Annotated in this window: 17 protein-coding genes and 1 pseudogene; 7 read left to right on the plus strand and 11 right to left on the minus strand. The window is 66.7% G+C overall.

Annotation, left to right across the window (positions count from 1 at the left end; translation table 11 throughout):
* Positions 1 to 469 precede the first annotated feature (469 nt).
* Positions 470 to 8,146, minus strand: coding sequence for an Ig-like domain repeat protein (locus tag GobsT_RS37175; protein ID WP_010044366.1), 7,677 nt, complete (start codon positions 8,144 to 8,146; stop codon positions 470 to 472).
* 591 nt (positions 8,147 to 8,737) lie between these two features.
* Between GobsT_RS37175 and GobsT_RS37180 the strand changes: the two genes are divergently transcribed.
* The 4 genes and pseudogenes from GobsT_RS37180 to GobsT_RS41415 all read left to right on the plus strand — a co-directional run.
* Positions 8,738 to 10,027 (plus strand): DUF1501 domain-containing protein, encoded by a 1,290-nt coding sequence (locus GobsT_RS37180; RefSeq protein ID WP_010044364.1) that lies wholly within the window; start codon positions 8,738 to 8,740, stop codon positions 10,025 to 10,027.
* 90 nt (positions 10,028 to 10,117) lie between these two features.
* Entirely contained in the window at positions 10,118 to 10,387 is a 270-nt protein-coding gene (locus GobsT_RS37185) for a DUF433 domain-containing protein (protein ID WP_010044363.1), read from the plus strand.
* Positions 10,388 to 10,579: 192 nt separating this feature from the next.
* On the plus strand, positions 10,580 to 10,714 hold the full coding sequence (locus GobsT_RS41410) for a DUF5615 family PIN-like protein (RefSeq protein ID WP_010044360.1): 135 nt from the start codon (positions 10,580 to 10,582) through the stop codon (positions 10,712 to 10,714).
* Between the two features lie 12 nt (positions 10,715 to 10,726).
* Positions 10,727 to 10,948 (plus strand): annotated as a pseudogene (locus tag GobsT_RS41415) (DUF5615 family PIN-like protein); the annotation flags it as partial.
* Between the two features lie 141 nt (positions 10,949 to 11,089).
* Here the strand turns inward: GobsT_RS41415 and GobsT_RS37195 are convergent.
* From GobsT_RS37195 to GobsT_RS37205, 3 genes are all read right to left on the minus strand, one after another.
* A complete protein-coding gene (locus GobsT_RS37195; protein ID WP_010044359.1) occupies positions 11,090 to 11,866 on the minus strand; it encodes a MerR family transcriptional regulator in 777 nt (258 codons plus the stop codon).
* An 88-nt stretch (positions 11,867 to 11,954) separates the two neighbouring features.
* Positions 11,955 to 13,535, minus strand: coding sequence for a MutS-related protein (locus tag GobsT_RS37200; protein WP_010044357.1), 1,581 nt, complete (start codon positions 13,533 to 13,535; stop codon positions 11,955 to 11,957).
* Between the two features lie 473 nt (positions 13,536 to 14,008).
* A complete protein-coding gene (locus GobsT_RS37205; protein ID WP_029601079.1) occupies positions 14,009 to 15,019 on the minus strand; it encodes an NAD-dependent epimerase/dehydratase family protein in 1,011 nt (336 codons plus the stop codon).
* A gap of 55 nt (positions 15,020 to 15,074) precedes the next feature.
* Between GobsT_RS37205 and GobsT_RS37210 the strand changes: the two genes are divergently transcribed.
* Positions 15,075 to 16,382: a tetratricopeptide repeat protein gene (locus tag GobsT_RS37210; RefSeq protein ID WP_010044352.1), complete on the plus strand. Its 1,308-nt coding sequence runs from the start codon at positions 15,075 to 15,077 to the stop codon at positions 16,380 to 16,382.
* A 22-nt stretch (positions 16,383 to 16,404) separates the two neighbouring features.
* Here the strand turns inward: GobsT_RS37210 and GobsT_RS37215 are convergent, their stop codons facing one another.
* From GobsT_RS37215 to GobsT_RS37240, 6 genes are all read right to left on the minus strand, one after another.
* Positions 16,405 to 16,752 carry a DUF6915 family protein gene (locus GobsT_RS37215; RefSeq protein ID WP_033198966.1) on the minus strand — a complete coding sequence of 116 codons (348 nt, stop codon included), beginning with the start codon at positions 16,750 to 16,752 and terminating at the stop codon, positions 16,405 to 16,407.
* Between the two features lie 2 nt (positions 16,753 to 16,754).
* Positions 16,755 to 17,183 carry a hypothetical protein gene (locus tag GobsT_RS37220; protein WP_010044349.1) on the minus strand — a complete coding sequence of 143 codons (429 nt, stop codon included), beginning with the start codon at positions 17,181 to 17,183 and terminating at the stop codon, positions 16,755 to 16,757.
* Entirely contained in the window at positions 17,180 to 17,947 is a 768-nt protein-coding gene (locus GobsT_RS37225) for a hypothetical protein (RefSeq protein ID WP_010044348.1), read from the minus strand. The genes GobsT_RS37220 and GobsT_RS37225 overlap by 4 nt, the downstream gene beginning before the upstream one ends.
* Positions 17,948 to 18,255: 308 nt before the next feature.
* Complete coding sequence (gene rimO / locus GobsT_RS37230; RefSeq protein WP_010050024.1) at positions 18,256 to 19,659, minus strand: 30S ribosomal protein S12 methylthiotransferase RimO; 1,404 nt, start codon at positions 19,657 to 19,659, stop codon at positions 18,256 to 18,258.
* Positions 19,660 to 19,736: 77 nt separating this feature from the next.
* Positions 19,737 to 19,997 (minus strand): hypothetical protein, encoded by a 261-nt coding sequence (locus tag GobsT_RS37235; protein ID WP_010050026.1) that lies wholly within the window; start codon positions 19,995 to 19,997, stop codon positions 19,737 to 19,739.
* On the minus strand, positions 19,994 to 20,242 hold the full coding sequence (locus tag GobsT_RS37240; RefSeq protein WP_010050028.1) for a hypothetical protein: 249 nt from the start codon (positions 20,240 to 20,242) through the stop codon (positions 19,994 to 19,996). Before GobsT_RS37240 ends, GobsT_RS37235 begins: the two co-directional genes overlap by 4 nt.
* 353 nt (positions 20,243 to 20,595) lie before the next feature.
* On the opposite strand from GobsT_RS37240, the gene GobsT_RS37245 reads away from it, so the two are divergent.
* Positions 20,596 to 21,681, plus strand: coding sequence for a sugar kinase (locus tag GobsT_RS37245; protein WP_010050030.1), 1,086 nt, complete (start codon positions 20,596 to 20,598; stop codon positions 21,679 to 21,681).
* A gap of 60 nt (positions 21,682 to 21,741) precedes the next feature.
* Here GobsT_RS37245 and GobsT_RS40330 read toward each other — a convergent pair whose 3' ends face one another.
* On the minus strand, positions 21,742 to 22,644 hold the full coding sequence (locus tag GobsT_RS40330; protein ID WP_010050031.1) for an FKBP-type peptidyl-prolyl cis-trans isomerase: 903 nt from the start codon (positions 22,642 to 22,644) through the stop codon (positions 21,742 to 21,744).
* A gap of 98 nt (positions 22,645 to 22,742) precedes the next feature.
* Here GobsT_RS40330 and GobsT_RS37255 point away from each other — a divergent pair, with 98 nt between their 5' ends.
* Positions 22,743 to 23,600, plus strand: coding sequence for a tetratricopeptide repeat protein (locus tag GobsT_RS37255; RefSeq protein WP_010050033.1), 858 nt, complete (start codon positions 22,743 to 22,745; stop codon positions 23,598 to 23,600).
* Positions 23,601 to 23,718 lie beyond the last annotated feature (118 nt).

The raw sequence follows: 23,718 nt of genomic DNA on the forward strand, positions 1-23,718 counted from the left end.
GTTCCGGGCAATAGGAGAGCACGGCACTTGAAATAGTTGGTGGGCAGGGCTGACCTCTCGCTGAAGTTCATCGGCAAGGGAGTCGGATGGAGGTTCCCCACCAAACGTCTCGGCCATGATACGGGGGTATCCAAGCCAAGTGTCACCGGCGGGGATTGGTGCCCAGTTGGCAGGCCAAGCAAAGCCTTCCGGCGGCGTTGGTGTCATGAGTTATTCCCCGAGCCGGGTTCGATGCAAAATTCCGTCGCATCGCGTCCCGCCGCTCATCAGTATCTTGACGCCGGGCTTCTTCCCTTTCTCCAGCAGCAACACCCGACGCCCTTGCTCGGCAGCGTGGATCACGGTCATTAGTACCGTGGTTCAGGCTCATGCTACTCGCGGAAAATCCCTGCTCTAAAGCAACGGCCCCGGTCCTTTCTTGCGAAGGACCGGGGCCGCGCCCGAACTCACGTTGAGCTCGCGTTCGGAACTACTTCGGGGCACTGCCGCCCACGAACACGCCGCTCGTGGACGGGGCCTGGCCCGGCGGGATGGCGATGAAGCTGTCGAGCAGCAGCGACGGGTCGAGCCCGCTGAACGCCTTCACGTGCGGGGCGCCACCGGCCGAACCGGTGAGGATGTCGGCGAGCCGGTCCCCGTTGCGGTCCGCGACCGCGACCCGCACCCCGAACGGGGCCGGCGAGCCGTTCCCGTTGGTGTACGCGAAGAAGCTCGCCACCTCGGACCCGTCCAGCCGCAGCGCCTTCACGTGCGGGGCGTTGGTGGCCCCGGTCACGATCTCCGCCCGCCCGTCCCCGTCCAGGTCGCCGGCGGCCACGTAGATCCCACCCAGGTACCCCGCGCCGTATGCGAAGTAGCTGCCGATCTGCTGCCCGCTCGCCGAGAACGCCTTCACGTGGCCGGCGAACGTGGCCGACCCGGTGATCACGTCGGCCCGGCCGTCCCCGTCCACGTCGCCCGCGGCCACCGTCACCCCGACCGGGTTACCCCCGCCGTAGGCGAAGAAGCTCAGGATGGTGCTCGGGTCGGCCGTGCCGTTCGCGGCGATGCCGCCGTTCAGCAGCGACCGGCCGGAGAACGCCTTCACGTGGTCGTTACTGGCGGCGGTGCCGATCACCACGTCACCGAACCCGTCGCCGTCCACGTCGCCGACCGCGACGTTGACGCCGCCGTTGTACCCGAGGAACGTGAAGAAGCTCGACAGCAGCCCGAACGACACGCCGTCGTACACCTTCACGTGGCCGCCCGGCGCGCCCGCCCCGGCGGACACCACGATGTCGGCAACCCCGTCGTTGTTCACGTCGCCGGTCGCCACCTTCACACCGCCGGTGTACTGGTCGAACGGCTGGAACGTGCCGACCAGTGCCCCGGTAGTCGAATCGAACACCTGCACCGTTGCCACCGGGCCCGCGTCCGACCCGACCACCACCCGGTTCTGCCGGTCCACCACTTGCGTCACGGTCGCCGTGCTCGCACGGTAGAAGCTGTCGCCCGAGTACGTCACGGTCACCGTCGCCGTACCCGGGGGCAGGGCCGCGGTGCTGAACACCGCCCGGCCCGTGGCGTCCAGGGCCACGACCCCGAGCACCGCTCCGGTCGCGGAGTTGGTGAACGTGAACGTCCCGGTCGGCGTCTGCAGCCCCGACTGCTCCCCCACGCCGGCCAGGAACGACGTGACGCTCCCAAACACCACCGGCCCTTGCAGAGCCGTCAGGGTCGTGGTCGAAGGAACGGTAACGGCCTGAACTATTGCGGCGGTAGCAGTCAGGTACGGAGACGCTGTTGGAACCGTCTGCGGAGTGTACACGGCGGTGATCGTGTGCGACCCGTTCACGAGGGCCGAAGTCGTCAGCACCGCCACCGCCGAATTCCCGGACCCGGCCGTCAGCGTAACCGGTGCGCCGATGTTGACCCCGTTGTCCTGGAACTGGACCGTGCCCAGCGGCATCGGGTCGGCGCCAGCGGTCGGGGTGATCGTGAAGGTGAACGTGACCGCCGAGCCCGGCAGCGACGGGTTGTTGTTTGAAACGAGCGAGGTGGTCGTGGCGTTCGCCACCTGAGTGACGACGACACTGGTGGCCAGGTAGCTAACCTGGTACACCCGGTTGTTGAGCGTGAACGTGCCCTGGTCGGGCAGACCGTTGAACGCCCCGCTCACCCCGCCCGCCGCGGTCAGGATGGTGAACGAGTCACCGAGCGTCGGAGTGAAACCGAGGTTGAAGCCCAAAGTAGCGCCGTTGAGGTTCGCAGTCCCGGTAGTCACGTACCGGTCGTACTGCGTGCCCACCGTCGTACCGTTCACCTCGACCAAGAAGGTCGAGCCGGCGCTAAACGTCAAGTTGCCGGTGCTGTTCAGAATGCCCGGGCTCGTACCGGGTGCCAGGACGCCACCCGGGTTGACCGTAACGGCGCCGACCGTACCGGTGCCGCCGAGCGTAGCGCCGCCCTGCACCACGACGCTCGCGCTGCTCTGGTTGGCCGTGACCAGCAACGTGCCCCCGGCCACGACACTGCTACCGGTGTAAGCAGGACTGTTACCGGTCAGGGTCAACGTACCGGCGCCCACTTTCGTGAGGGTGCCGCTCCCGGTGATCGGCCCGGCGAACGTGTCGTTGCCGTTACTCACCCCAGTTGCGAGGTTGCCGCCGGCGCCCAGGTCCAGCGTGCCGGCCCCGGTCAGCGACGCGACCTGGTCGCTGACCCCGGGGTTCACCGTCAGAGTGCCCGTCGTCACGACCACCCCGGTGTCGGGCAGGGCGTTGTTCACCCCCACCACGATCGCCCCGTTGAGCCCGTTGACCGTGGTCGTGCCCGTGTAGGTGTTGACGGCGTTCAGGACCAGTTGGCCCGAACCGGTCTTGATGACCCCGGCCCCGGCGGCGCCGCTCATCACGGCGTTCATTTGGAGCGTGGGCTGGGCCGCACCGACGATCGTGGGCGGGGGGGCCAGCGGGGGCAGCGGCGGGTTGCTCACCACCAGGTTGTTGAACGTCGCCTGGTTGGACTGGTAATTGGAGTCCCCAGAGGTGAACACAGCGGTGATCGTGTGCGTGCCGATCGTCAGCGTGTTCGTGGTCAGCGTCGCCACGCCGTTGACCAGGATCACCTGGCCGCTGATCGGGGTCGCGCCGTCGAAGAACTGCACCGTCCCGGTCGGCACCGGGTCGTTGGTTCCGGGGGTCAGGCGGTACGTGAACGTCACGTTGGCGCCGGTGGCGGTCGGGTTGTTGTCGGCGGTGAGTTGGATCGCCGCCGGGGTCGTCACCACCTGGCTGGGCACCAGCGTCGCGACCCCGCTGGTGTAGTTGGTGTTCCCGTTCTCGGGTATGAACTGGGCCGTGATCGTGTGCGTGCCGGGTGTAAAGCTCACGTCCCGGGTTGCGCTACCGGCGTTGAGCGGCACAGTGCCACCGATTGGAACGCCGTTGTCGAAGAACTGGACGCTCCCGGCCGGCACCGGGTCGCCCGCCTTACCGCTTGCCACGAACGTCAACGTGACGAGGCTTCCGGGAGGGGCCGGGTTGAGGTTCGATGTGAGCAGCATGATGGGGGGGACACCCACCACCTGACTTGGCGCAAGCGGAACATCAGTCACCGTCGGGGCGTAAGTCGGGGTGAGCCCACCGCTCCCAAAGTACCTGACAGTAATCGTGTGCGTACCGGGTGTCAGGTTCGGTGTCGTCACCGACGCCGAACCGCCGACGACGTTCTGAATAGTGCCGATCTGGACGCCGTTATCATAGAAGCTGACGGTCCCGGTCAGCGCCGGCGCGCCGGGGAGGGTAATAAAGTTGGCCGTGAACGTCACGTTCTCGGTCACGCCCGCCGGGTTGTTGCTCGACGAAACCTGGATAATATACGGATTTACAACAACCTGAGCCGGCGTCAGGGTGTAAGTATTGGCCGTGTAGTTGCCGCCGAAATACTGGGCGCGAATCGTGTGCGTGCCCGGGGTCAGGCCACTCGTCGTCACCGACGCGACCCCGTTGTTGCCCACGGTGTTCAGCGCGACCGGCGCGCCGATGGGGGTGGTGCCGTCGAAGAACTGCACCGTCCCGTTCGGAATCACGCCGCCCGACGGCGGGATCGCGGTGAACGTGAACGTCACGTTCCCGTTGCTCGTCACCGAGTTGGAACTCGAGGAGACGATCCCCGCAATGGTGCCCGCAGCAGGCGTTGGAGCGGCAATGATGGTCTGATTTGCCGTCAGCCGCCCCGTCCCGCCCGCATAGAAGTTGTCTCCGGAGTAGACGGCGGTAATGGTGCGCGAGCCGACTCCGAGCGTGGTCGGCGAGATCGTCGCCTGCCCGTTGACGAGTGCCACCGGGGCGCCGATCCCGACGCCGTTGTCGAAGAACTGCACGGTCCCAGTCGGCACCGGGTCGCCCGCCCGCCCCGTGGCGATGAATGTGAGCGGCACAGCGCTGGCGGCAATGGCCTGGTTCGCGCCAGAAATCACCGTGAGGAGGGGGGTGCCGCCCACGACCAGGGTCGGGGCGAGCGGCACGACCCCGGGCAGGTACACGTTCGCATCGCCGGTGTACGCCGCGGTGATGGTGTGCGTGCCGACCGTCAGCGCGCTGGTGGTCAGCGTCGCCACCCCGTTGGCGTCGAGCGCGACCGGTGCCCCGATCGCGACGCCGTTGTCGAAGAACTGAACGCTCCCGCCCGGCGTCGGGGCGGACGAGTCCCCGCTGGCGATGAACGTGAACGTCACGGGGCTGCCCGGCGCGACCGGGTTGCCGCTCGACCGGAGCACGAGCTGGGCCGGCGTACCCACCTGCTGGTTCGCGAGGGTCACCTGAACCGGGGAGTAGGTGCCGTCGCCGCTGTACGCGGCCGTGATCTGGTGCGACCCGACCGGCAGGGTCGTCATGTACGTCGCCGTTCCGAGGGCCGACAGCGCCACCGGCGCGCCGATGGGGTTCGGCCCGTCGAAGAACTGCACGGTCCCGGTCGGCACCGCTTCACCCGCCCGGGGCGGCAGGTTGAACGTGAACGTGATGACCTGCCCGGCCAGCGCCGGCGAGGCGCTCGACGTGAGCACGGCCCGCTCGCTCGGGTTCACGATCACCAGGCTCTGATCCAGGGGCACGGTCGAGGGGGCGTAGTTCGCGTCGCCGGTGTACACGGCGGTGATGGTGTGCGCGCCGACCGTCAACACGTTCGCCTGCACCGTGAAGGTCGCCGTGCCGGCGAGCACGGTCGCCGTGCCGAGGAAAATGTTGCCGTCGAAGAACGACACCGTCCCGGTCGGCACGGGGTCCCCGGGGTTCCCGGTCACCGTGAAGGTGAGCGTCACGGTCCCGCCGGCCTGGGCCGGGTTCCGGTTCGCCGAGAACGTGGTGGCCGCCCCCGGGAGGAAGGTGAAGGTCCGCGTGGTGGACCCGAGGAACACGTTCCCGGTGATCCTCGACATCTCGGACGAGCCGAAGGTCGCTACGTTGGTCGTGAGGATCAGCGAGCCCGCACCCGTTGTCACCTCGCCGCCCTGGAGCGCCAGCGGCCCGACCGTTTCGTTGGAGCCGTTCAGGTCGAACAGCCCGGACGAGTTGACCGTAATGGCCCTGGTGTCGGGGATCTGGTTCGGGGCGTCCAGGCGCAACACGTCCGCGTTGTTGCCGCCCTGCCCGTCGCCGACGATGATCGCCCCGGCGACGGCGTTGACCGTGGTGCCGACGGGGGCGATCTTCTTGAGCGACACCGTACCCTGTTCGATCTGGAGCGTATCGACGAAGGTGTTGGAGGCGGTGCCGGTGAGCTTCAGCTCACCGGCGCCGAGCTTCCGGATCTTGGCGTCACCGCTGACGACGTTGCTGAACTCGAGCGACCCGGTCGCGCCGGTGACGTTGATGATGGCCTCGTCGCCGGGGCCGATCTGGTTGTTCCCGATCACGCTCACGGTCCCGGTCCACACGTTGGTGCCGGAACTCACCTGGAGCGCCGCGGAGGAGCCGGCCGCGCTGGTGAGGGTGAGCGCCTCGTTCTGGACGGTGATGCCGCTCGCGAGCACCAGGGCGGCGCCGGAGGCGACCGTGGTGCCGGCGCCGCCGGTGCCGCCGAACCCGCCGCCCCTCGTGACCGTCGTGACGCCGTTGCGCAGCGTCAGCGCCCCGAGGAAGGTGTTGGTGTTGGTGATGCTGACCGTGCCGGTTCCGACCTTCGTCAGGTTCTGCCCGGCCGCGCCGCCGATGACCCCGCTGATGGTCAGGTCGGTGTTCGGGTCGTTCGAGATCGTCGTTGTCGAGGCGATCGTCACGGTCCCGGCCACATCGATCACGGTGTGGACCGCCGGGGTGGCCGCGTTGTCGGTGATCGACAGCGCGCCCCCGGTGTACCCCGGCCCGTTGAGGGTGAGGTTCTTCTGCAGCGTGTACTGGCCCTGAAGCTCGAGGGTGCCGAACGACTGGTTCGTGATGTCGGAGTTCACGGTGATCGCGCCACCACGCGGGGCGGTGGTGCGGGTCGCGGGGCCGAGCACGTTCGGCCCCTGCATGACGAGGACGCCGTTGTTGACGAACGTGTTGCCGCTGAACTCGAGGTTCGGGTTCGGGAAGATCACCGTGCCCTTGCCCCATTTCGACAGGCTGGCGTTCGCGACGACCGGCCGGTTGAGCGCCCGGTACGCCTGGAGGGAGAGGGCCTCGGTCGGCGTCAGGAGGGCCGTGGCCGCCGCGCTCGCCGGCAGGTTGGCGAGGTGACCGCTGACCAACAAGGCCCCACCGTCAAACACCCCGATGGTGGCGTTGCCCTCCAAGAAGATCGCGCTCCGCCACTCCGCGGGCGTCGTGCGGTTGGCCCCTTGCGCGAACAGGGCGCCGAGCGGCTGATTGTTGTTGCCCGTGTCCGCGAGCCCGGTGCCGTTCAGGATGAGCAGTTCGTCGTCGATCACGCGGGCGCCCGACACCGGGTTGCTCAACAGCGCGAGCGTCGCGCCGCTGCTGACCACCGTGTAGGAGCCCGGCGACAGGGCGTCGTCGTTGCTGATCGCGAGGGACCCGGCGTTAACGAACGTGACACCGCCGTAGGTGTTCGCCGTCGTCAGCGTGATCGTGCCTATAGTCGTCAGGTTTCCAGACCCAGAGACCACCCCGCTGATCGTCAGCCGGCCGCCGACCGTCGCCGACGGGTTCAGGGTCACCCCGTTCAAAACCGTACCGCCGGTGAGCGGGTCGACGCCGTCGCCGCCGAAAAGAGCGCCCTGGCCCCCGACGCCGGTCCCCTGAATCGTGAGCGACTCGCGGAAGTTCGACACGTTCACCCTGAGCGTCGCCCCGTTCAGCACGTTCGTGCCGACGGCGGTCAGGCCGAGGGCGTTGTTGCTGTTGGCGAGGAGGACGCCTTGTTGCACCTCGACGAGGCCGGCGAACGTGTTGTTCCCGCCGGCGGCCCCCGTTACCGGGTTCCTCCCGCCGAGCGAGATCGTTCCGTCACCGAGTTTGATAAAGCCCACCTGTGACGGGTTCGCGGCGGCCGGTGAGGTGCCGATGTTGCCGATGATGTTCAGCGTCCCGGCCGCGTTGGTGGCCGTGAAGTTCTGCGCCTCGTTGCTCAGTTGCATCCGGAAGTAGAGCGTACTACTGCCGGCACCCAAGTACGTGATCCCGTCCGTGACGGTCAGCGTCCCGAGGTTCGTGGGAGCGTTGCCCTGGGGGAAAAGTGGCTCATCCACGACCTGATCGACGATGAGCCAGCCCGCGTCCTTGATGGTAATGGAGCGGACCGTTTGGGTGAGGTCCATCACCGAGTTGGGAGTGGGTACAAACCTGTCAGTCGTATAATATTTGAAATAGTTCGCACTGCGCGGCAGAGTACCGCCATAGAACGCCGCGGTCTCGAACACCACGTCGTCCCCGCTCGTGGGGACGCCGAGGTCCCAGTTGAGCGGGTTCGACCAGCTAAGATCACCGCTCTCGCCGACGTCGTTGGGGTTGACGGGCGCACCGTTTGCGTCCACAGGGCCGACGTTGGTGGTCCCGCTCCCGTTGAAGTCGAAGTCCGGCACCGCGCCGCCGGTCCACGTGATGATGGCCGGCATGGCGCGGTTTTCTAGCGCCTCAAGCGTGAGCGCGTTTTGGAACGGGGCGACCGTGCCGTGGCCCGTGAACTTATTGCGGAACAGTTGGCGGAGCCAAGAAGGCAACATCGATGAATACCTGCGTGGTGGGAGGGACTACTAGTTCCGTGTCGGTCAATCAAAAACGTAAAAGCAAACCGCTCCGAACAACACCATTCCGCGGACCCGCGAGTTCTGGTCCGGGCCGAACCGCCGCGGGGCAGCTCTCATCAATGCCGGGGCAGAAAACAACGTCCTTGATCCAGCATGTCTGAAAACCGCAAACGAGCAACGGGAATGCATCCTACGCGGGCGAATTAACCCCATGTAAACCGCCGCAAAAAACAGATCTCGGCGTTGCGCACCGCGTGCGCAATCCGTCAGGTCTGTGGCAAGTGGGGCATGTGCGGCACGGGACCACCGGTTCGCGCCGATTCTGAGCAAATAAACGCAAGTTGTGCCAGCCCGGGTCCGTCGGAATTCGCGCCTACTCAACTGACGGTTTCGCGGCCCGAAAAGATTCGGCACTTTCCAATTGCGACCCAGGGGCGTTCAAGCTAGTCTCAGTAAGTGTTTGCGACTGCGCGGCGCCACCCGTCCACACCGCCCAGTTGTACTTTTGCCTACCAGCCAGATGTCCGCTTCCCCACCGACCTTTCTCCAAAAAGTGGAGCACATCCGATGCTGACCTTCTGGGGCGCCGCCCAACGGTACTGCGACAACGTGAGCCGCCGGAATTTCTTACAACTCGGGGCGTTCGGGGCCGGGCTGACGCTGGCGGACGTACTCCGGGCGCGGGCCGCCCAGAATCCGGCCGCGCGGGCCGGCACGTCGCAAAAAGCGGCCATCATGATCTACCTGCCGGGCGGTCCGTCGCACCTGGACATGTATGACCTTAAACCCGACGCACCGGCCGAGTTCCGCGGCGAGTTCAAACCGATCAAAACGAACGTCAGCGGCGTCTCGATCTGCGAGCACATGCCGCTCCAGGCGCGGATGTGGGACAAGCTGGCGGTCGTCCGCTCGCTCGTATCGGTCGATGAACATTCCGACTCGCTGGTGAGCACCGGGTTCAGCGAGCAGGTGAACCGCGTCGCGGCGCACCCGGCGTTCGGCTCGGTGGTGGCCAAGCTGCGTGCGGACGGCGGCAACGACGTGCCCCCCTTCGTGAGCCTTCGCGGCGGCGGCAGCCCGGGCACCGAACCGGGCTACCTCGGGCCGGCCCACCGCCCGTTCACCCCGAGCGGCGCCGGGGTGGAGAACCTGAGGCTCGCCGGCGGAGTCACCGGCGACCGGCTGGGCGACCGCAAGGACCTCCTCGGCAAGTTCGACACCGCCCGCCGCGAGATCGACGCCAGCGGCACGATGAAGGGAATGGACGCCTACGCCGGCCGCGCGTTCGACATGATCGCGTCCGGGGTGGTCCGCAAGGCGCTCGACCTGAAGCACGAGGACCCGAAGACCCGCGACCGGTACAAGGGCGTCGAACAGTTCCTCACCGCCCGGCGGCTGGTCGAGGCCGGCGTGGGCTGCGTGACCCTCAGCTACGGCGGCTGGGACACGCACACCGGCAACTTCAAGGAGCTGAAGCGGCAGCTCCCGCAGCTCGACCGCGGGGTCGCGAACCTGATCCAGGACCTGCACGACCGCGGGATGCAGGACGACGTGGTGACGGTGGTGTGGGGCGAGTTCGGCCGCACCCCGAAGATCAACAGCTCGGACGCCGGCCGCGACCACTGGTCGCCCGTCATGAGCGCCCTGGTGGCCGGCGGCGGGCTGAAGATGGGCCAGGCGGTCGGGAGCACGTCCGCGAAGGGCGAGTACCCGAAGGAGCGCCCATACAAGGTGCCGCACCTGCTCGCGACGCTGTATCGGGCGATGGGCATCGACCCGGCGTACACGTTCCCGAACGGCGCCGGCCGCCCGATGTACATCCTCGACGACCGCAACACGGTCGAGGAGTTGCTCTGATCGAGCCCGAGAGCAACATCGTGATAGCGGGGAGCCAGACGGCTCCCCGTTGGCATTTGGTACAATCAGAACATGCACCGGAGGTTCACGATGGAAGCGTTCGACCGCATCACACACAACCCCCTCCAAATGGGCGGGCGGCCGTGCATCCGCGGGATGCGGATCACTGTCGGGCTAATCGTCGGAATGCTTGCCGCGGGTCGTTCTCATGAAGAAATTCTGAAAGCGTACCCCTACCTCGAAGGAGAAGACATCACACAGGCACTCGCCTACGCCGCCTGGAGGCTTGAGGAGCGCGAACAGCCGCTGGGAGCCACTTTGCCCGTCTCCAAACAAGCTTCCATCCGCGCAATGGACTAACAGCCAGCGCAAGTTTTCCACAGGATGGCAGTAGTCGCAACTGTCTACCTGAAGAACACTTCGGATCAATCATGTGCATTAGCTGCCACAATAGCAGCCCACCTTTCGACGCTATCACAAGTGCTTAAAATGAAGTGCAGCAAAGGGAAAAGCTGGCACGAATACCAGTCTTCCCACCCCAACTGAGGGATTATGAACTTCTCGATCCTCATCGACCTGAACCTGTCACCGGATTGGGTGCCGGTGTTGAACGCGGACGGGCACGCCGCAGTCCACTGGTCAGCGGTGGGCGATCCGCACGCTCTCGACTCGGAACTTGTGGAGTAGGCACGAGACCATGATCATATCATTCTGACCCACGACCTTGACTTCGGAACAATTCTGGCACAGACGCGAGCCTCGCGGCCGAGTGTTGTCATTATCCGAGATTCTGATCCGAGCCCGACATCGATCGGCGCCCAGGTTCTTGCGGCCTTCCAGCAGCACAGCACGGAACTGGCTGCCGGCGCCCTTCTCAGCGTCGATGTGCGGCGAGCGCGTGTGCGAATTTTGCCAATTTGATTCCCGGCAACGCCTCACTTCCCGCTCTCCAAACACAAGGTTAAGGCCCTGTCTTCCATTGCCGCACTGTAACCCCAGTTACAGCGCCACACGTCAGGAGCCACTCGCCGACCTGAACCCACGCCCCGCGCTCACCCCAACCTACAACTCGCCGGGGTGCCGGACGCCGTGGGCGGCGCGCACCTTTTCGAGGTACTCGTTGAGCGGGCGCATGGCCTTCACATCCATCCCCCGCACGTTGTCCTCGTTCTGGTACATCGCGCGAAGCGAGGCGAACAGCCCCGGGTCGCCGCCGGTGAAGCCCGTCACGAGCGCGAGCCACCGTTCCCCCAGCGGGCGCGCCTTCTCGTCACCGGGTCCAACGCCCGCTTCCATCGCCGCCCGAACGTCCGCGAACAGGTCGGCCCACATTTGCGGTCCCGTCGCGATGGCCGCTTGCAGCTCGGGGCCGGCGGAGTTGCGGCGGTCCTCGATCTGTTTCAGTTGCTCGGGGGTGTAGTACTTCTCGATCATGCTCATCACCTCAATCGTTTCGAGGAACGTGTCGGCGGACGGCGCGTCCGCCGCGTCGAGCATTTCCGACAGGGACTGCAACCGGTCGCCGAGGCGGTCCAGTTCCGCGGCCCGCCGGCGCACGTTCGCGAGGTGCAGCCGCACGACCTCGCGGGGGTCGTAGGCATCGCCGGTCATGTACTCGCGCACCTGTTCGAGGCTGAACCCGAGTTGCTTCAGGCACAGGATCTGGTGCAGCCTCGTAACGTCGGCGGCGGTGTACAGCCGGTGCCCGGAGCCGTGCGCGGACCCACTACGATCCGATGGCACGAGCAGCCCGATCGCGTCGTAGTGGTGTAACGTGCGCACGGTGAGCGCCGTCCGCGCGGCCAGCTCACCGACCTTCCACCGCTGCCGTTCCGACATGGGGCCGCCCTCCCGGTTGATCGACGCGGGCATGGTACGGCCTGACGTAACGTGAGGTTCAAGCACAATTCTGGCGAATCCCGCCGGTTCACACCTTCAGGCCGACGGCCCGCATGAGTGCCAGTCCGTTGCCGTGCGGCACCACGCCGGGGTGCATGGTGTAATCGAAGTGCAGTTCGCCGCCCGCCAGCCCGTCGCAGAAGTGATGGTTCGCCGCGCCCGGAATGCTGTCCGTCACCGCGGTCAGGCTCAAATCGTGCGTCGTAACGAACCCGACCGCGCCCAGCGCCACGAGCGCACGTGTGACCCCTTCCGCACCCGCAACGCGGTCCGCCGAGTTGGTGCCGGCGAACAGTTCGTCGAGCAAGAAGAGCAGGGGCGGCCCGTCCGCGCGACCCGCGATGTCGAGCAGCAGGCGCACCTTCGTGACTTCCGCAAAGAACCGCGACCGCCCGGCCTGGAGCGAGTCCTGCACGCGCATCGTTGCCCCGACCGAAACGGGCGTCAGGGCGAAGCTCTTTGCCCGCACCACCCCGCCCGCCAGCGCCAGCACCGCGTTCACACCCACCGCGCGAAGAAGGGTGCTCTTACCGGACATGTTCGAGCCGCTCACGATCAGCACGCGGTTCGCGCCGTCGCCAAGCGCCACGTCGTTACGAACGCACTTCGCGGCCGGAATCAGCGGGTGCCCCACGCCGACCGCCGCGAGCCGCACGGGGCCGGGCTCGACCGTCGGAACCACGTCCGCGGGGTTCTCGTAGGCGTGCCCGGCGAGCGACGACAGCGCTTCAAATTCGCCGACGGCCCGCAGCCACCGCCCGACCGCCAAACCGGACCGCGTCCGCCACGCTTCGAGCTTGAACGCGAACCGCACGGGCCACATCCGCAGCACGGCCACCGGAATGAAGAACGCGTTGCGCCGGGCGTTGTAACCGTCGAGAAGCAGTCGGAGCTGCCGGATCTGTTCCGACGGCAACAGCCCGCCGGCGCGCATGGAACCCTGAAGTTCCTTCAGGCGCGGGGCGCTGAACGGCTCGCGCTCGAGCCGGATCAAGACGGCTTCAAAGAGGGACAGGTTCTCGGCCGCGCGGTCGAGCGGCTTCAGCACCCGGCCGGCCCACGACATCAGCGGCGCCGCGAGCCCGAGCGACAGCAGCCCGAACGCCAGAACGGGCAGCGCGGTCGTCTCCGCGAAGAGCCACCCGGCCCAGGCGAACACGTTCAGCCAGCCCAATACCTCGACGGCCCACCACTTCCACGCCGGCGGCGCGTCCGCCGGCGCAGCGCCCCATTGCACCAGCGGCCGGTAATCGGCGGCGGGCGCTTCCGCCCCGGCCACCGCGACCGCCTCGCGCAAATCGAGGCGGGGCGCCAGATCCGCAACGGCCTCCTGGCGGGCCTTCACCTCCCCGGGACCGGCGGGCGCGAGCAGCCACGCCGCGAGGGTGTCCTCACCGGTCCGCGTGCGGCACACGGTGAGCAACTCGAACAGCGACCCGGGGCCGAACAGGTCGAGGTCGTCCGAGTAGGGGTGCGCGTCGTCGGCAAAGCGTGTTCCGTCGCCGTTACCGGACGGCCGCCCGGCGAGCCGTTCGAGCCCGCCCGAATAGAACCGGGCGGCGCGCTCGGCCCACGCCTTGCGCCCGCGGGCCGCCTCGAACTTCGCCACAAGGAACACGAACCCCAGCAGCGGGACCAGCGTGAACCACGCCGAAAAAAGCCCCGCGCCGAAGCTCAGGGCCGCAGCGAGCAGGACGACAGCGAAGGCCCCGAGCCGGGCGTAGCTGAGCGCATCGAGGCGCGCCGTAAGTTCGGCGACGGAGGCCGTTCGTGCCGCCAGGCGGTCGGTGTAAACGGCCGAGGGTGTGTGCGGTGACAGGGGAGTGCGGCCTCAAGTAGATCTGAAGAACGGAGGCGCGAGCCTCCCGAGTAACCGAAATAAAGACAAAACGCAATAGCGCCGGCACAGCGAATCAGTTCGGCGACAATAGATCACTCACGATTCGGCTGATTGTGCCCGTTTCTTGTGGCACAGACATTCCTGTCTGTGCGACCTCCAGGCCCCGCACAGACAGGAATGTCTGTACCACAAAGACGTAAACCCAAAACGGACACCCGCAACTGGACCGTGCGCCAGGAAAGTCACGCCCCCCGCTCGCCCTTGTGCCAGGCCAGCGCGCGCCCCATGCCCTCGTCGAACAGAACGCGCGGGGTGTAGCCCAGCTTCGTGCGCGCCTTCGCGATGGAAAAGTCGAGGTTCAGCCCGGCGAATTTGAGCTGCGCCTGCGTGATCCGCGGCGGGTGCGGCTTGTTCAGTTTGCGGAACGTGCTCTCGCGCCAGTTCGCCATCGCCCGCGCCAGCCACACCGGCACGGGGGGGAAGCCCCGCGGCCGCTTCAGCCCCAACCCGTCGGCCACCGTCTCGAAGAACCGGCGCTTGCTCACGAACTCGCCGTCGGTGATGTTGAACACCTCGCCCACGACGCCTTCCGCCGGCGCCCCGAGCGCGAGCAGCACCGCGTCCGCGATGTTGCCCACATAGGTCGTGTTGAGCGCGTACCGGCCGCGGGCGATGTAGATCACGCTCCGCTCGCGGAGCCGCTCTGCCAGGCGCGGCAAAACCGTCCGGTCGCGCGGGCCGTACACGAACCCGGGGCGCAGAATTACGACCGGGACCTTCTGCTTGCGGTGGTACTGGAGCGCGATCCGCTCCGCCTCCACCTTCGACTGCGTGTAGCCGTCGATGTGGTCGTTCGGGAGCGGCTCGGTCTCATCAGTGCCGTAATGGTGCCGGGCCTCGTACACGCCCAGCGAGCTAATGTGGACGAACCGGTGCAGCGGTTGCCCGAGGGTCGCATCGAACAGGTTGCGCAGCCCCTCGACGTTCACCGCGCGGTAACCGTCCACGTGGCCCCAGTCGCCGACCTTCGCTGCGCTGTTCACCACGGCGTCGCACCCCGCGGCGGCCCGCTTGAGGGCGTCGGCGTCGGTCACGTCGCCCGGAACGAGGGTGACCCCGAGGGCGGTCAGGAACGCGGTGTCGCTACCCGACCGGGCGAGCGCGCGGACCGTGTGCCCGGCGCGAACGAGCGCCTCGGCGACGTGCGAGCCGACGAACCCGGTGGCCCCGGTGAGTAGAATCGTGTGTGGCATCGCGCTGTTGTCGGGAACAGCGTCCAAACGGCAAGACTCCTCACAAGGGCCGACCGTGGCGACACCCCTCCGCGTGCTCGCAAGCGTTCTGGTGGCGCTCGCTCTGCCAGCCCTGGCGCGTGCCGGGCTGCACTACTCGGGCGAGCAGTTCGCGGAGCTGCCGAGTCGCCCGTCCGGGTTCCTGACGGACCACCGCGCGCTCCGCGCCGCAGGCTACGAGCGCCCGGACGGCCTCCCGTCGCCCCTGCGCGACGATTACCGCGCCGCCGCCGACCGCCTGGAAAAGCTGAACAAGATCCGCGCGCTGACCGCCGACGAAATCGCCGACCTCGGCGCCGTCCACCTCCGGCTCGGTAAGCCCGACCAGGCGCTCAACGTTCTCGCTCCCGCGGTGCGCAAGTTTCCCGACCATTTCCGCATCGCCGCGAACCTCGGCACCGCGTTCCAACTGACCGGCAATCTAGAACGCGCCGCCGCGCAACTCGAAGAGGCCGTGAGGCTTGCTCCTGCGAAGCTCAAGCCGTTCGAACACGCGCATCTCAAACTCGTTACGCTCCGGCGGAAGGAAGGAAAAGCCGCCGCCAGCCCCAGCGCCGTCGATGACCTGTTCGGGGTCAAGTACATCGGACCGTCGGGAGCCCCGGAGCCGGGCGTGCTGGCCGAAGCCGAGCGCAAGAAGCTCCCCGCCGACGCTCTGGTCACCGTCCAGCAACTGGCGCTGTGGCTCCCGGCCGACGGCCGGTTGCTCTGGCAGATCGGCGAAGTCTGTAACGCGCTCGGCGACCCACGCGCCGCGGCCGCGGCCCTCGACGGGTGCGTAACCGAGTTCGCGCTCGCGGCCCCGGACCTCCGCAAGCGCCGACTGCTGTACCGCGCCGCGGCCGACGAACTGGCGAAAAAGCCCGGCCACGACCCGCACCGCAGCCCCATCAAGGTGAAGTCAACGCGCCCACTCATCAAGGCGTTCGATGAGGCCCTGCTGTCCGCGATCGACGATGCGGGAGTGAACGTGCTCCCGTGGCCCGTTCTGGGAGCGACCACGATTACCGCGAAGGGGAAACCGTCGTTCGCGAAACACCTCGAAAAGCTCGACGGCAAAACGGTCACGCTCACCGGCTTCATGCAGCCCGTCAAAGACGAGCTTGCCGTGACGGGCTTTCTGCTCCTCGAATACCCGGTGGGCTGCTGGTTCTGCGAAGTGCCCGACCCGACCGCGATGCTCAACGTGGAACTCAAGGCCGGTAAAACCGCGGAGCTGCGCAAGGGGCTCATCAAGGTAACGGGAACGCTGGTACTGAACCGAACGGACCCGGAGAGTTACCTGTTCTCACTGAAGGACGCCCGCGTCGGCGAAGTGGACTGATCCCGGCGCGTTTCACACTGGATCAATCGACGATTTTCACCGGTAGTTTGCGCTGCCCGGCCATCCACGGTTGGGCCGGCATTTCCTTGAGCCAGTCACTCAGGCTGGGAATGAAGCCGAGATCTTCGAGAACGTGCTGTTCGGCGATGTCGCGCACGAACACCTCCCGGCCGTCCGAATTGGTCACGAACCGGCCAAAGATCTCTTCGATGATGTAGATCCCGAACGCGGAGTGAAACACGCACCGGTGCGTCACCTCGGCGTGGGCGCTCTTGGTGCTGTCCATGCGCTCGTGGATGTCGATGTAGTCCTCGGGCTTACCGCCCCAGCGCTTCGCGGACGATTGCGCGTGAACCCAGGCCTTCGACACGGTCAATCCTCCAACGTGGTTTCGCGCACCTCGTACCATTCGAACTCGTCGAACGCAGCCCACACCGCGTCCCGCTGCCCCTCGGTCAACTCGCCCACCACCCGCGCCCACCATTGGTCCCACTGCACGTACCCCACCTTCGGCGCCTTGGGTTCAGGAACGCCGAACGTCTTGAGGAGCTTGAAAAGCTCGTCCTCGTCGGACATCAGGAAGCCCGGGTCGGTGTCGTGCGCAAACGGGTTCGTGACCGCACGCAGCTCGCGGTTGAGGCGCTCCGCGTGCTCCTGCGCCGCCTTCTTCGACGCGAATACAAGGTCCGGTTCGGTGTAACTCGTGTTCACCGCCGACACCTCGCGCACCACGATGTACGCCTTGAGCGGTTTCGCCTTTCGGGGTCGCTTGGCCTTCTTCGCGGCCGGCTTGCGGCTCATTCCAGCCCCTCCAGCGGGACCTCAATGACCTCGTAGAACGGGGTGTCCTTCACCAGCCGAAAAACGCCTTCGCCCTTATTCAGCTTCTGGCTGCCGAGCAGTCCGCGCTGCCGCCGGACGCGGTCCCGCATGTCGAACATGGCGTACTCGTCCTCGGTCTCGTAATCCCCCGCGAACTCGTCGGACTCGTCAACGATGTCAGCCCACAGATCGCGAGCGATGTCGTTACTGTCCGCGCACTCCTTCTCGGCGCGCTCGCGGGTGCGGAACACCTGCATCACCTCGCTCTGGTCCGGGTGTGCGTCGTAGGTTTCGTCGTTGTACTGCCAGTTGATGTGGACCACCGCGTAGCCGACCGGGCGTACCGGTTCCTCGACGACCGCGTAAAACCGCACCTTGTCGAGCGCTTCCCATACCGCGTGCCGCTTCTCCGCGGACAGCTTTGCGTGCCCCTTCTTCCACCACCCGGCCCAGTCGGTGGCACCGCCCTTCTTCGGATTCGGCGGATCGACGCCGTGATCCATGAGCCAGTCGCGGAGCCGCGGCTCGTCGAGGTGCGTCCAGAAGTACACGCCGGCACCGCAGGCGAACGGGTTCACCACCTCGCGGCACGCGTTCTCGCGCGTAACGCGCTCGGCGTCCGCGGCATCGAACGTGTCGAACGACGCCACGTTCCGCGCCCCCGGTTGCCGCTCCATTGTGCCGTCGTAGGACTCGGCCCAGTTGAGCCGTTTGAGTACGAACCGCGTTGCGGGCTTCGCCATGACTGCCTCCGGAGAAACCGAAAGCAGCATAACGCGTGCGGGAAATGTGGTCGAGGTGCGCAACAAAAAAGCACCGGCGGGCCGGGCACCTCGCAGTTGATCGCGAGGTACCCGGCCCGCCGGTGAAACCGAACGGTGCGTTAAGCCTTAGCGCACGCCGCCCTTGTACTTCTTGCTGCTGCGGAGCTTATGCTTGCGGGCCTTGCGGCGCTTCTTCGAGGCGTTCCGCTGGCTCTTCGGCGCGTGTTGAATGCCCATTTCGACGTCCCTCGGTTAGCGTTCGTGCGAAAGCGGCATTTTAGGAACGATCACCACGGCTGGCCAATCGCCCGGGCCACGAGGTCGTACCCGTCGGACGCCGTGATCTTCGCCCGGACGAAATCGCCCGGGCGCAGGTTCTTCCCCTTCACCCGCACCGCGCAATCGATCTCGGGTGCGTCGGCGTAAGTGCGGCCCCGGAAGTGGTTGGCGAACTCGGGGTCCGGCCCGTCGATCACAACGGGATGCTCCCGGCCGACTTGCGCCTCGGCCCAGCCGAACGCAACGCCCTGTTGCACTTCCATGATCGCGTTCACGCGGGCCTGCTTCACGTCCTCAGGCAGGTGCCCGTCGAGCTTCTCGGCAGGCGTGCCCGGTTCGAGCGAGTACGGGAACACCCCCACCCGCTCGAACTTGAACTGCGCAACGAAGTCGCGCAGTTCCTCGAACTCGGCGTCGGTTTCGCCGGGGAACCCGGTGATGAACGTGGTGCGGATCGCGAGGTCCGGCCACTTCTCGCGGAGCCGGTACAGCAGCTTCTCGGTCGCGGCGCGATCGACCCGGCGGATCATCCGCTTCAGCACGCGGTCGCTGATGTGCTGGAGCGGCATATCCAGGTACGGGATGATCTTCTTCGAGCCCGCGAACGTCTCGATCAGCTCGTCCGAGATGTGTTCCGGGTAGGCATACAGAGTGCGAATCCACTCGATGTTCTCGACCTTGTCGAGTTCGCGCAGCAGTTCGGCGAGCCGGGTGCGGCCGTACAGATCCATCCCGTAATAGGTCGTGTCCTGCGCGACGATGATGAGTTCGCGGACGCCGTCGGCGGCCAGCTCGCGGGCCTCGCGAATGACTTCCTCGATCGGCTTCGTGACGTGCTTCCCGCGCATCTTGGGAATCGCGCAGTAGGTGCAGAGCCGGTCGCAGCCCTCGCTGACCTTCAGGTACGCGAAGTGCCGCGGGGTGATTCGGAGGCGGGCCGTGTCCTCGAGCGCCCGCACCGGCGCCGGCCGGAACAGCGACCGCTGCTCGTCGCGCTGCGACACCGCACGGTCCACGACGGCAGCGATCTCCTCGCGGCCGAACACGCCGACAATCTGATCGACTTCGGGCACCTGCTCGAGCAGCACGTCTTTCTGCCGCTCGGCCATGCACCCGGCGACGACGACGGACCCGACCTTGCCGGCCTTCTTCAGTTCGAGCATCTCGCGGATGACCGCGAGCGACTCCTGCCGCGCCGGCTCGATGAACCCGCAGGTGTTCACGATGACCACGTCGGCGCCGGCGGCGTCGGGCTGGAGCGAGTACCCGTCCTGGGCGAGTTTGCCCAGCATCCGCTCGCTGTCCACGGTGTTCTTGGGGCAGCCCAGCGAGATGAAGGCGTAGTTCCCTTTGGTCGCGGCGCCCGCGGCGGGCGACTTATCAGCGCTGAGCGGGAGACTCTTGACGGACATTCGATTGCGGCCCGGCGGTGTGTGGCGAAGGTCGAACCGGTATTGTAGGGCGCTTATTGTAGGGTAACAAGCGGGGCTCAGCGCCGGCGGCTCGGCCCCGCGTACAGCACCTCGACCCGAAGGTTGTTATCGTCAACGCGATAGTAGACGCCGAGGACATCCTCGTACCACAGCCGGTACCCTTGATCGCGGGACTCGCCCATGTCGCGCGGGGTACGCCGTAGGACCCAGTCGATGCGAGCTGCGGCCGCACGTACGGCCGCCGGGTCATCGGCGGCCGCTTCAATGCGGGACACCTCAAGCGTGGCAGTCAACCGCCACGTGACAGTGAACGTCATTGCCAGCCCAGCCGTTGTTTCATTTCTTCGAAGGTGAATCCCGGCTCGGTAAGCCGGCGGGCGGTCTCCTCGGGAGTGATCCCCCGGACCCAGTCGGGCTCGATCGCGCCCGCGGGGTCGGTCGCCGCGAGGAGCACGCCCGCCGGGTCGCGGAACTCGATGCGCTGGGTGCGGGCGGCTTCGACGAACAGCTTTTCGGCGTCGGCCCAGCTCACGGCCCGACCGCCGATGTGCAGCGTAACCATCACACGCCTCCGATGAGATCAGTCTGTATTGTAACACGTCTGCCCGGCGCTCAACAACGCGCGAAAGCGGCACAGCAAGGGCTGTCGATGGGGCGCGGTTCGTCGTCAGGAAGGGCGCCCGGGCAAAAGGCGCCGGCTCGACTTCTTTGAGCCGAAGGAGTGGACCGCGGGCACCGAGCGCGAACCAAGTCACGCCCGTCGTCGGCTTGAACAGCACCGCCTGCCGTTCCCTTGGCGCAAGAAAACAGTACCGGGTTTACCGCCGCCGCGGCTTCACCGCGCTCCGCTCCTCGCGCGTCCCGTCCTCCGTACAACAGCGGGTGACTCGTCCCGCTGTACGGAGCTTCCTTCCGATGCCTCTCGCCATCCGCACCGACGCCTGCGCCCTCGACTTCCTTTCCCTCGGCGCGCTGGTCCACCGGCTCGACCCGGGCGTCGTCCCGTTCCGCAAGGCCCGTAACTTCGACATCCACGTGTCCGGCGGCGAGTACAACGTCGCCGCGAACCTGTCCGACTGCTTCGGGCTGAAGACCGGCGTCGCCACCGCGATGGTGAACAACCCGGTGGGCGACCTCGTCCAGGCGCGCGTCCGCGAGATGGGCGTGGCCGCGTTCTACAAGCACTTCGAGCACGACGGCGTGCGCGGGCCGAACATCGCCACGGTGTACAGCGACCGCGGCCAGGGCGTGCGCGCCCCGGTCGTGTTCTACAACCGGGCCAACGAGGCCGCTGCGCTCCTGAAGGTCGGCGACTTCGACTGGAAGGCGATCATGACCGGCGGGTGCCGGTGGTTCCACTCCGGCGGCATCTTCGCGTCGCTCTCCGAAGCCAACCCGGACCTCATCATCGACGGGATGAAGGCCGCGAAGGCGCAAGGCGCGGTCGTGTCGTTCGACCTGAACTACCGCGGCAAGCTGTGGAAGACGGTCGGCGGCGACAAGCGGGCCGTTGAGGTGCTGCGCAAGATCGTGGCCAACGTGGACTGCCTCATCGGCAACGAAGAGGACATGCAGAAGGGGCTCGGCGTGAAAGGCCCCGAGGTGACCAAGAAGGAAGAGTCGAAGCTGAACCCCGACGTGTTCTTCGGGATGATCGAGAACACCGTGAAGGAGTTCCCGAACATCAAACTGGTCGCCACCACGCTGCGCGAGACGCACTCGGCGAACCGGCACGACTGGGCCGCGGTGCTGTGGATGGACGGGCAGCGGTACATCAGCCCGACCGCCCAGCTCGACGTGATAGACCGCATCGGCGGCGGCGACGGGTTCGCCGCGGGCACCATTTACGGCCTGCTCGCCGGGCGCCAGCCGCAGGAGGCGCTGAACCTGGGCTGGGCGCACGGCGCGCTGCTCACCACCTACCACGGCGACACCACGATGGCGACGCTCGCCGAGGTCGATGCGTTCGCCGCCGGCACCGGGGCGCGGGTGCAACGGTAAGTCAGATCGGCCGCCCCGGACCCGTGTCAGGGGACCGGAGGCGGCCCGACCGCTCAGTCGCTACTTGACCAACTCCACCTCGAAGATCAGGGTGGCGCCGCCCGGGATGCTCGGCTCGCTGCCGCGCTCGCCGTACCCCAGATCAGAGGGCACAACCAGTTTGCGGATGCCGCCGGGTTTCATGCCCGGAATGCCCTTCTGCCAGCCCTGCACCAGACTGGTCAGCGGCCACGTGTTCGGCGCCTTGCCCTTGTTGCTGTCGAACTGCGTCCCGTCCACCAGCCACCCGGTGTAGTGGATCGTGACCGTCGCGCCCGGCGCGGCCGGTTCGCCGGTGCCTTCCTTCAGGTCGCGGACCTTCAGCCCCTCGCCGATGTCCTTCAGGCCGGGATCGTCGGTGCCGCCGTTCGACCCGTCCGACATCGGCTTCCCGGGACCGGTGGTCACGTTCTTTTGCGACATCACCTCGATCAGCTCGACCTCGAAGATGAGGGTACTGTTGGCCGGGATCTTGCCCTTGCTCGTCGACCCGTAACCCTTGTCGGGCGCGATCACCAGCTTGCGGATGCCGCCCGGTTTCATGCCCGGGATGCCCTCCTGCCAGCCCTTGATGAGCCCGGCCAGTTTGAACTGCGCCGGCTGCCCGCGGTCCTTGCTGCTGTCGAACTGCGTCCCGTCCACCAGCCACCCGGTGTAGTGGATCTTCACCTCGGCCCCCGCGGGGCACTCCTCGCCGACCCCCGCCTTGATGTCGCGGTACTTCACGCCCGGGGTCAGTTCCTTCAAACCGGGATCGTCGGGCGACCCATCCGACCCGTCGGACATCTTCTTCGCCGTCGCGGCGTCGGACACGTAAATCACCAGCGACACCAGCACGATGATCACGCCGACCGCCAGCGCCGGCACCAGGATCTGCTTCATCTTCTGCTTGTCCAGCCCGTCGGGCTGAGCCGCACCCGCCATCGCCGCACCTCCGCGCGCCAGGAATGGGAATCGCAAGCTGTTATACGCCCGCGCCCCGGGGTAGCATCAACCCTCTCACCCCTCGCGAGGATTAAATCATGCGCTTGTGTACTGCCGTCGTGTTCGCCCTGTGCGCGTGCGCGCTCGGGGCCGGCGGCCAGGAAAAGAAAGACAAAGAGGAGCTGACGAAGCTGCTCGGCGAGATCAAATCTCTCATGCAGGACCGAAAATACGCGAAGGTGATCCCGCTCGCGAAGAAGGCCGCCGAACTCGACCCCACGAACCCCGGCCCGCCGTTCGCTGCGGCAAACGCCCACGCCGAGCTGCGCCAGCACGCCGAGGCCGTAAAGGCGTGGAGCCAGTTCATCAAGCTCGTGCCCGAAGAGGCGAAGGCCTACGACGCCCGCGGCGACGCGCAACTCAAGCAGGGGAACTTCAAGGAAGCCCTCGCGGACTTCGACGAGTACCTCAAGCACAACCCGAAGGCGGCCCCGGACCACTGGCGGCGCGGGATCGCGCTGTACTACGCCGGCCGGTTCAAGGACGGGGCGGCGCAGTTCGACGCGGCCGAAGGGAAGGCGCGCGAGGACGTCGAGAACTCGGTGTGGCACTACCTCTGCAACGCCCGCGCGAACACGCCCAAGAAGGCCCGCGCGGAGCTGATTCCGGTAACGAAGGACGCGCGGGTGCCCATGAAGCAGGTGCTGGAACTGTTCGCGGGCAAGATCAAGCCGAAGGATGTGCTCGCTGCCGCCGAGGACGCGCAACTGGACGGCGAGGGGCTCAAGGAAGCGCGGTTCTACGCGAACCTGTACGTCGCGCTGTACTACGAAACCGAAGGCGACGCGAAGAAGTGCCTCGAGCACATGGCGACGGCGGTCGAGAAGTACGAAATCGGCCACTACATGTGGGACGTGGCCGCCGTCCACTTGAAGCTGTTGAAAGGCAAGAAATAAGCGTGTTCACCGCAGAGGGCACGAGAGGGCGCGGAGAAAGGCATTGAGAGTCCGAGAACTCTCAAGGTCTTTCTCCGCGCCCTCTCGTGCCCTCTGCGGTGAACACCTTTCTTGTCTT

It is taken from the genome of Gemmata obscuriglobus, assembly GCF_008065095.1.
Taxonomy (GTDB): Bacteria; Planctomycetota; Planctomycetia; order Gemmatales; family Gemmataceae; genus Gemmata; species Gemmata obscuriglobus.

Bases quoted from the DNA above. Each gene is read 5' to 3' on its own strand.
- GobsT_RS37220 (WP_010044349.1), bottom strand. From the start codon at position 17,183: ATGAGCCGCAAGCCGGCCGCGAAGAAGGCCAAGCGACCCCGAAAGGCG.
- GobsT_RS40330 (WP_010050031.1), bottom strand. From the start codon at position 22,644: ATGGCGGGTGCGGCTCAGCCCGACGGGCTGGACAAGCAGAAGATGAAG.
- GobsT_RS37185 (WP_010044363.1), top strand. From the start codon at position 10,118: ATGGAAGCGTTCGACCGCATCACACACAACCCCCTCCAAATGGGCGGG.
- GobsT_RS37175 (WP_010044366.1), bottom strand. From the start codon at position 8,146: ATGTTGCCTTCTTGGCTCCGCCAACTGTTCCGCAATAAGTTCACGGGC.
- GobsT_RS37240 (WP_010050028.1), bottom strand. From the start codon at position 20,242: ATGGTTACGCTGCACATCGGCGGTCGGGCCGTGAGCTGGGCCGACGCC.
- GobsT_RS37180 (WP_010044364.1), top strand. From the start codon at position 8,738: ATGCTGACCTTCTGGGGCGCCGCCCAACGGTACTGCGACAACGTGAGC.
- GobsT_RS37225 (WP_010044348.1), bottom strand. From the start codon at position 17,947: ATGGCGAAGCCCGCAACGCGGTTCGTACTCAAACGGCTCAACTGGGCC.
- GobsT_RS37205 (WP_029601079.1), bottom strand. From the start codon at position 15,019: ATGCCACACACGATTCTACTCACCGGGGCCACCGGGTTCGTCGGCTCG.
- GobsT_RS37195 (WP_010044359.1), bottom strand. From the start codon at position 11,866: ATGTCGGAACGGCAGCGGTGGAAGGTCGGTGAGCTGGCCGCGCGGACG.
- GobsT_RS37255 (WP_010050033.1), top strand. From the start codon at position 22,743: ATGCGCTTGTGTACTGCCGTCGTGTTCGCCCTGTGCGCGTGCGCGCTC.
- GobsT_RS37235 (WP_010050026.1), bottom strand. From the start codon at position 19,997: ATGACGTTCACTGTCACGTGGCGGTTGACTGCCACGCTTGAGGTGTCC.
- GobsT_RS41410 (WP_010044360.1), top strand. From the start codon at position 10,580: ATGAACTTCTCGATCCTCATCGACCTGAACCTGTCACCGGATTGGGTG.
- GobsT_RS37245 (WP_010050030.1), top strand. From the start codon at position 20,596: ATGCCTCTCGCCATCCGCACCGACGCCTGCGCCCTCGACTTCCTTTCC.
- rimO (WP_010050024.1), bottom strand. From the start codon at position 19,659: ATGTCCGTCAAGAGTCTCCCGCTCAGCGCTGATAAGTCGCCCGCCGCG.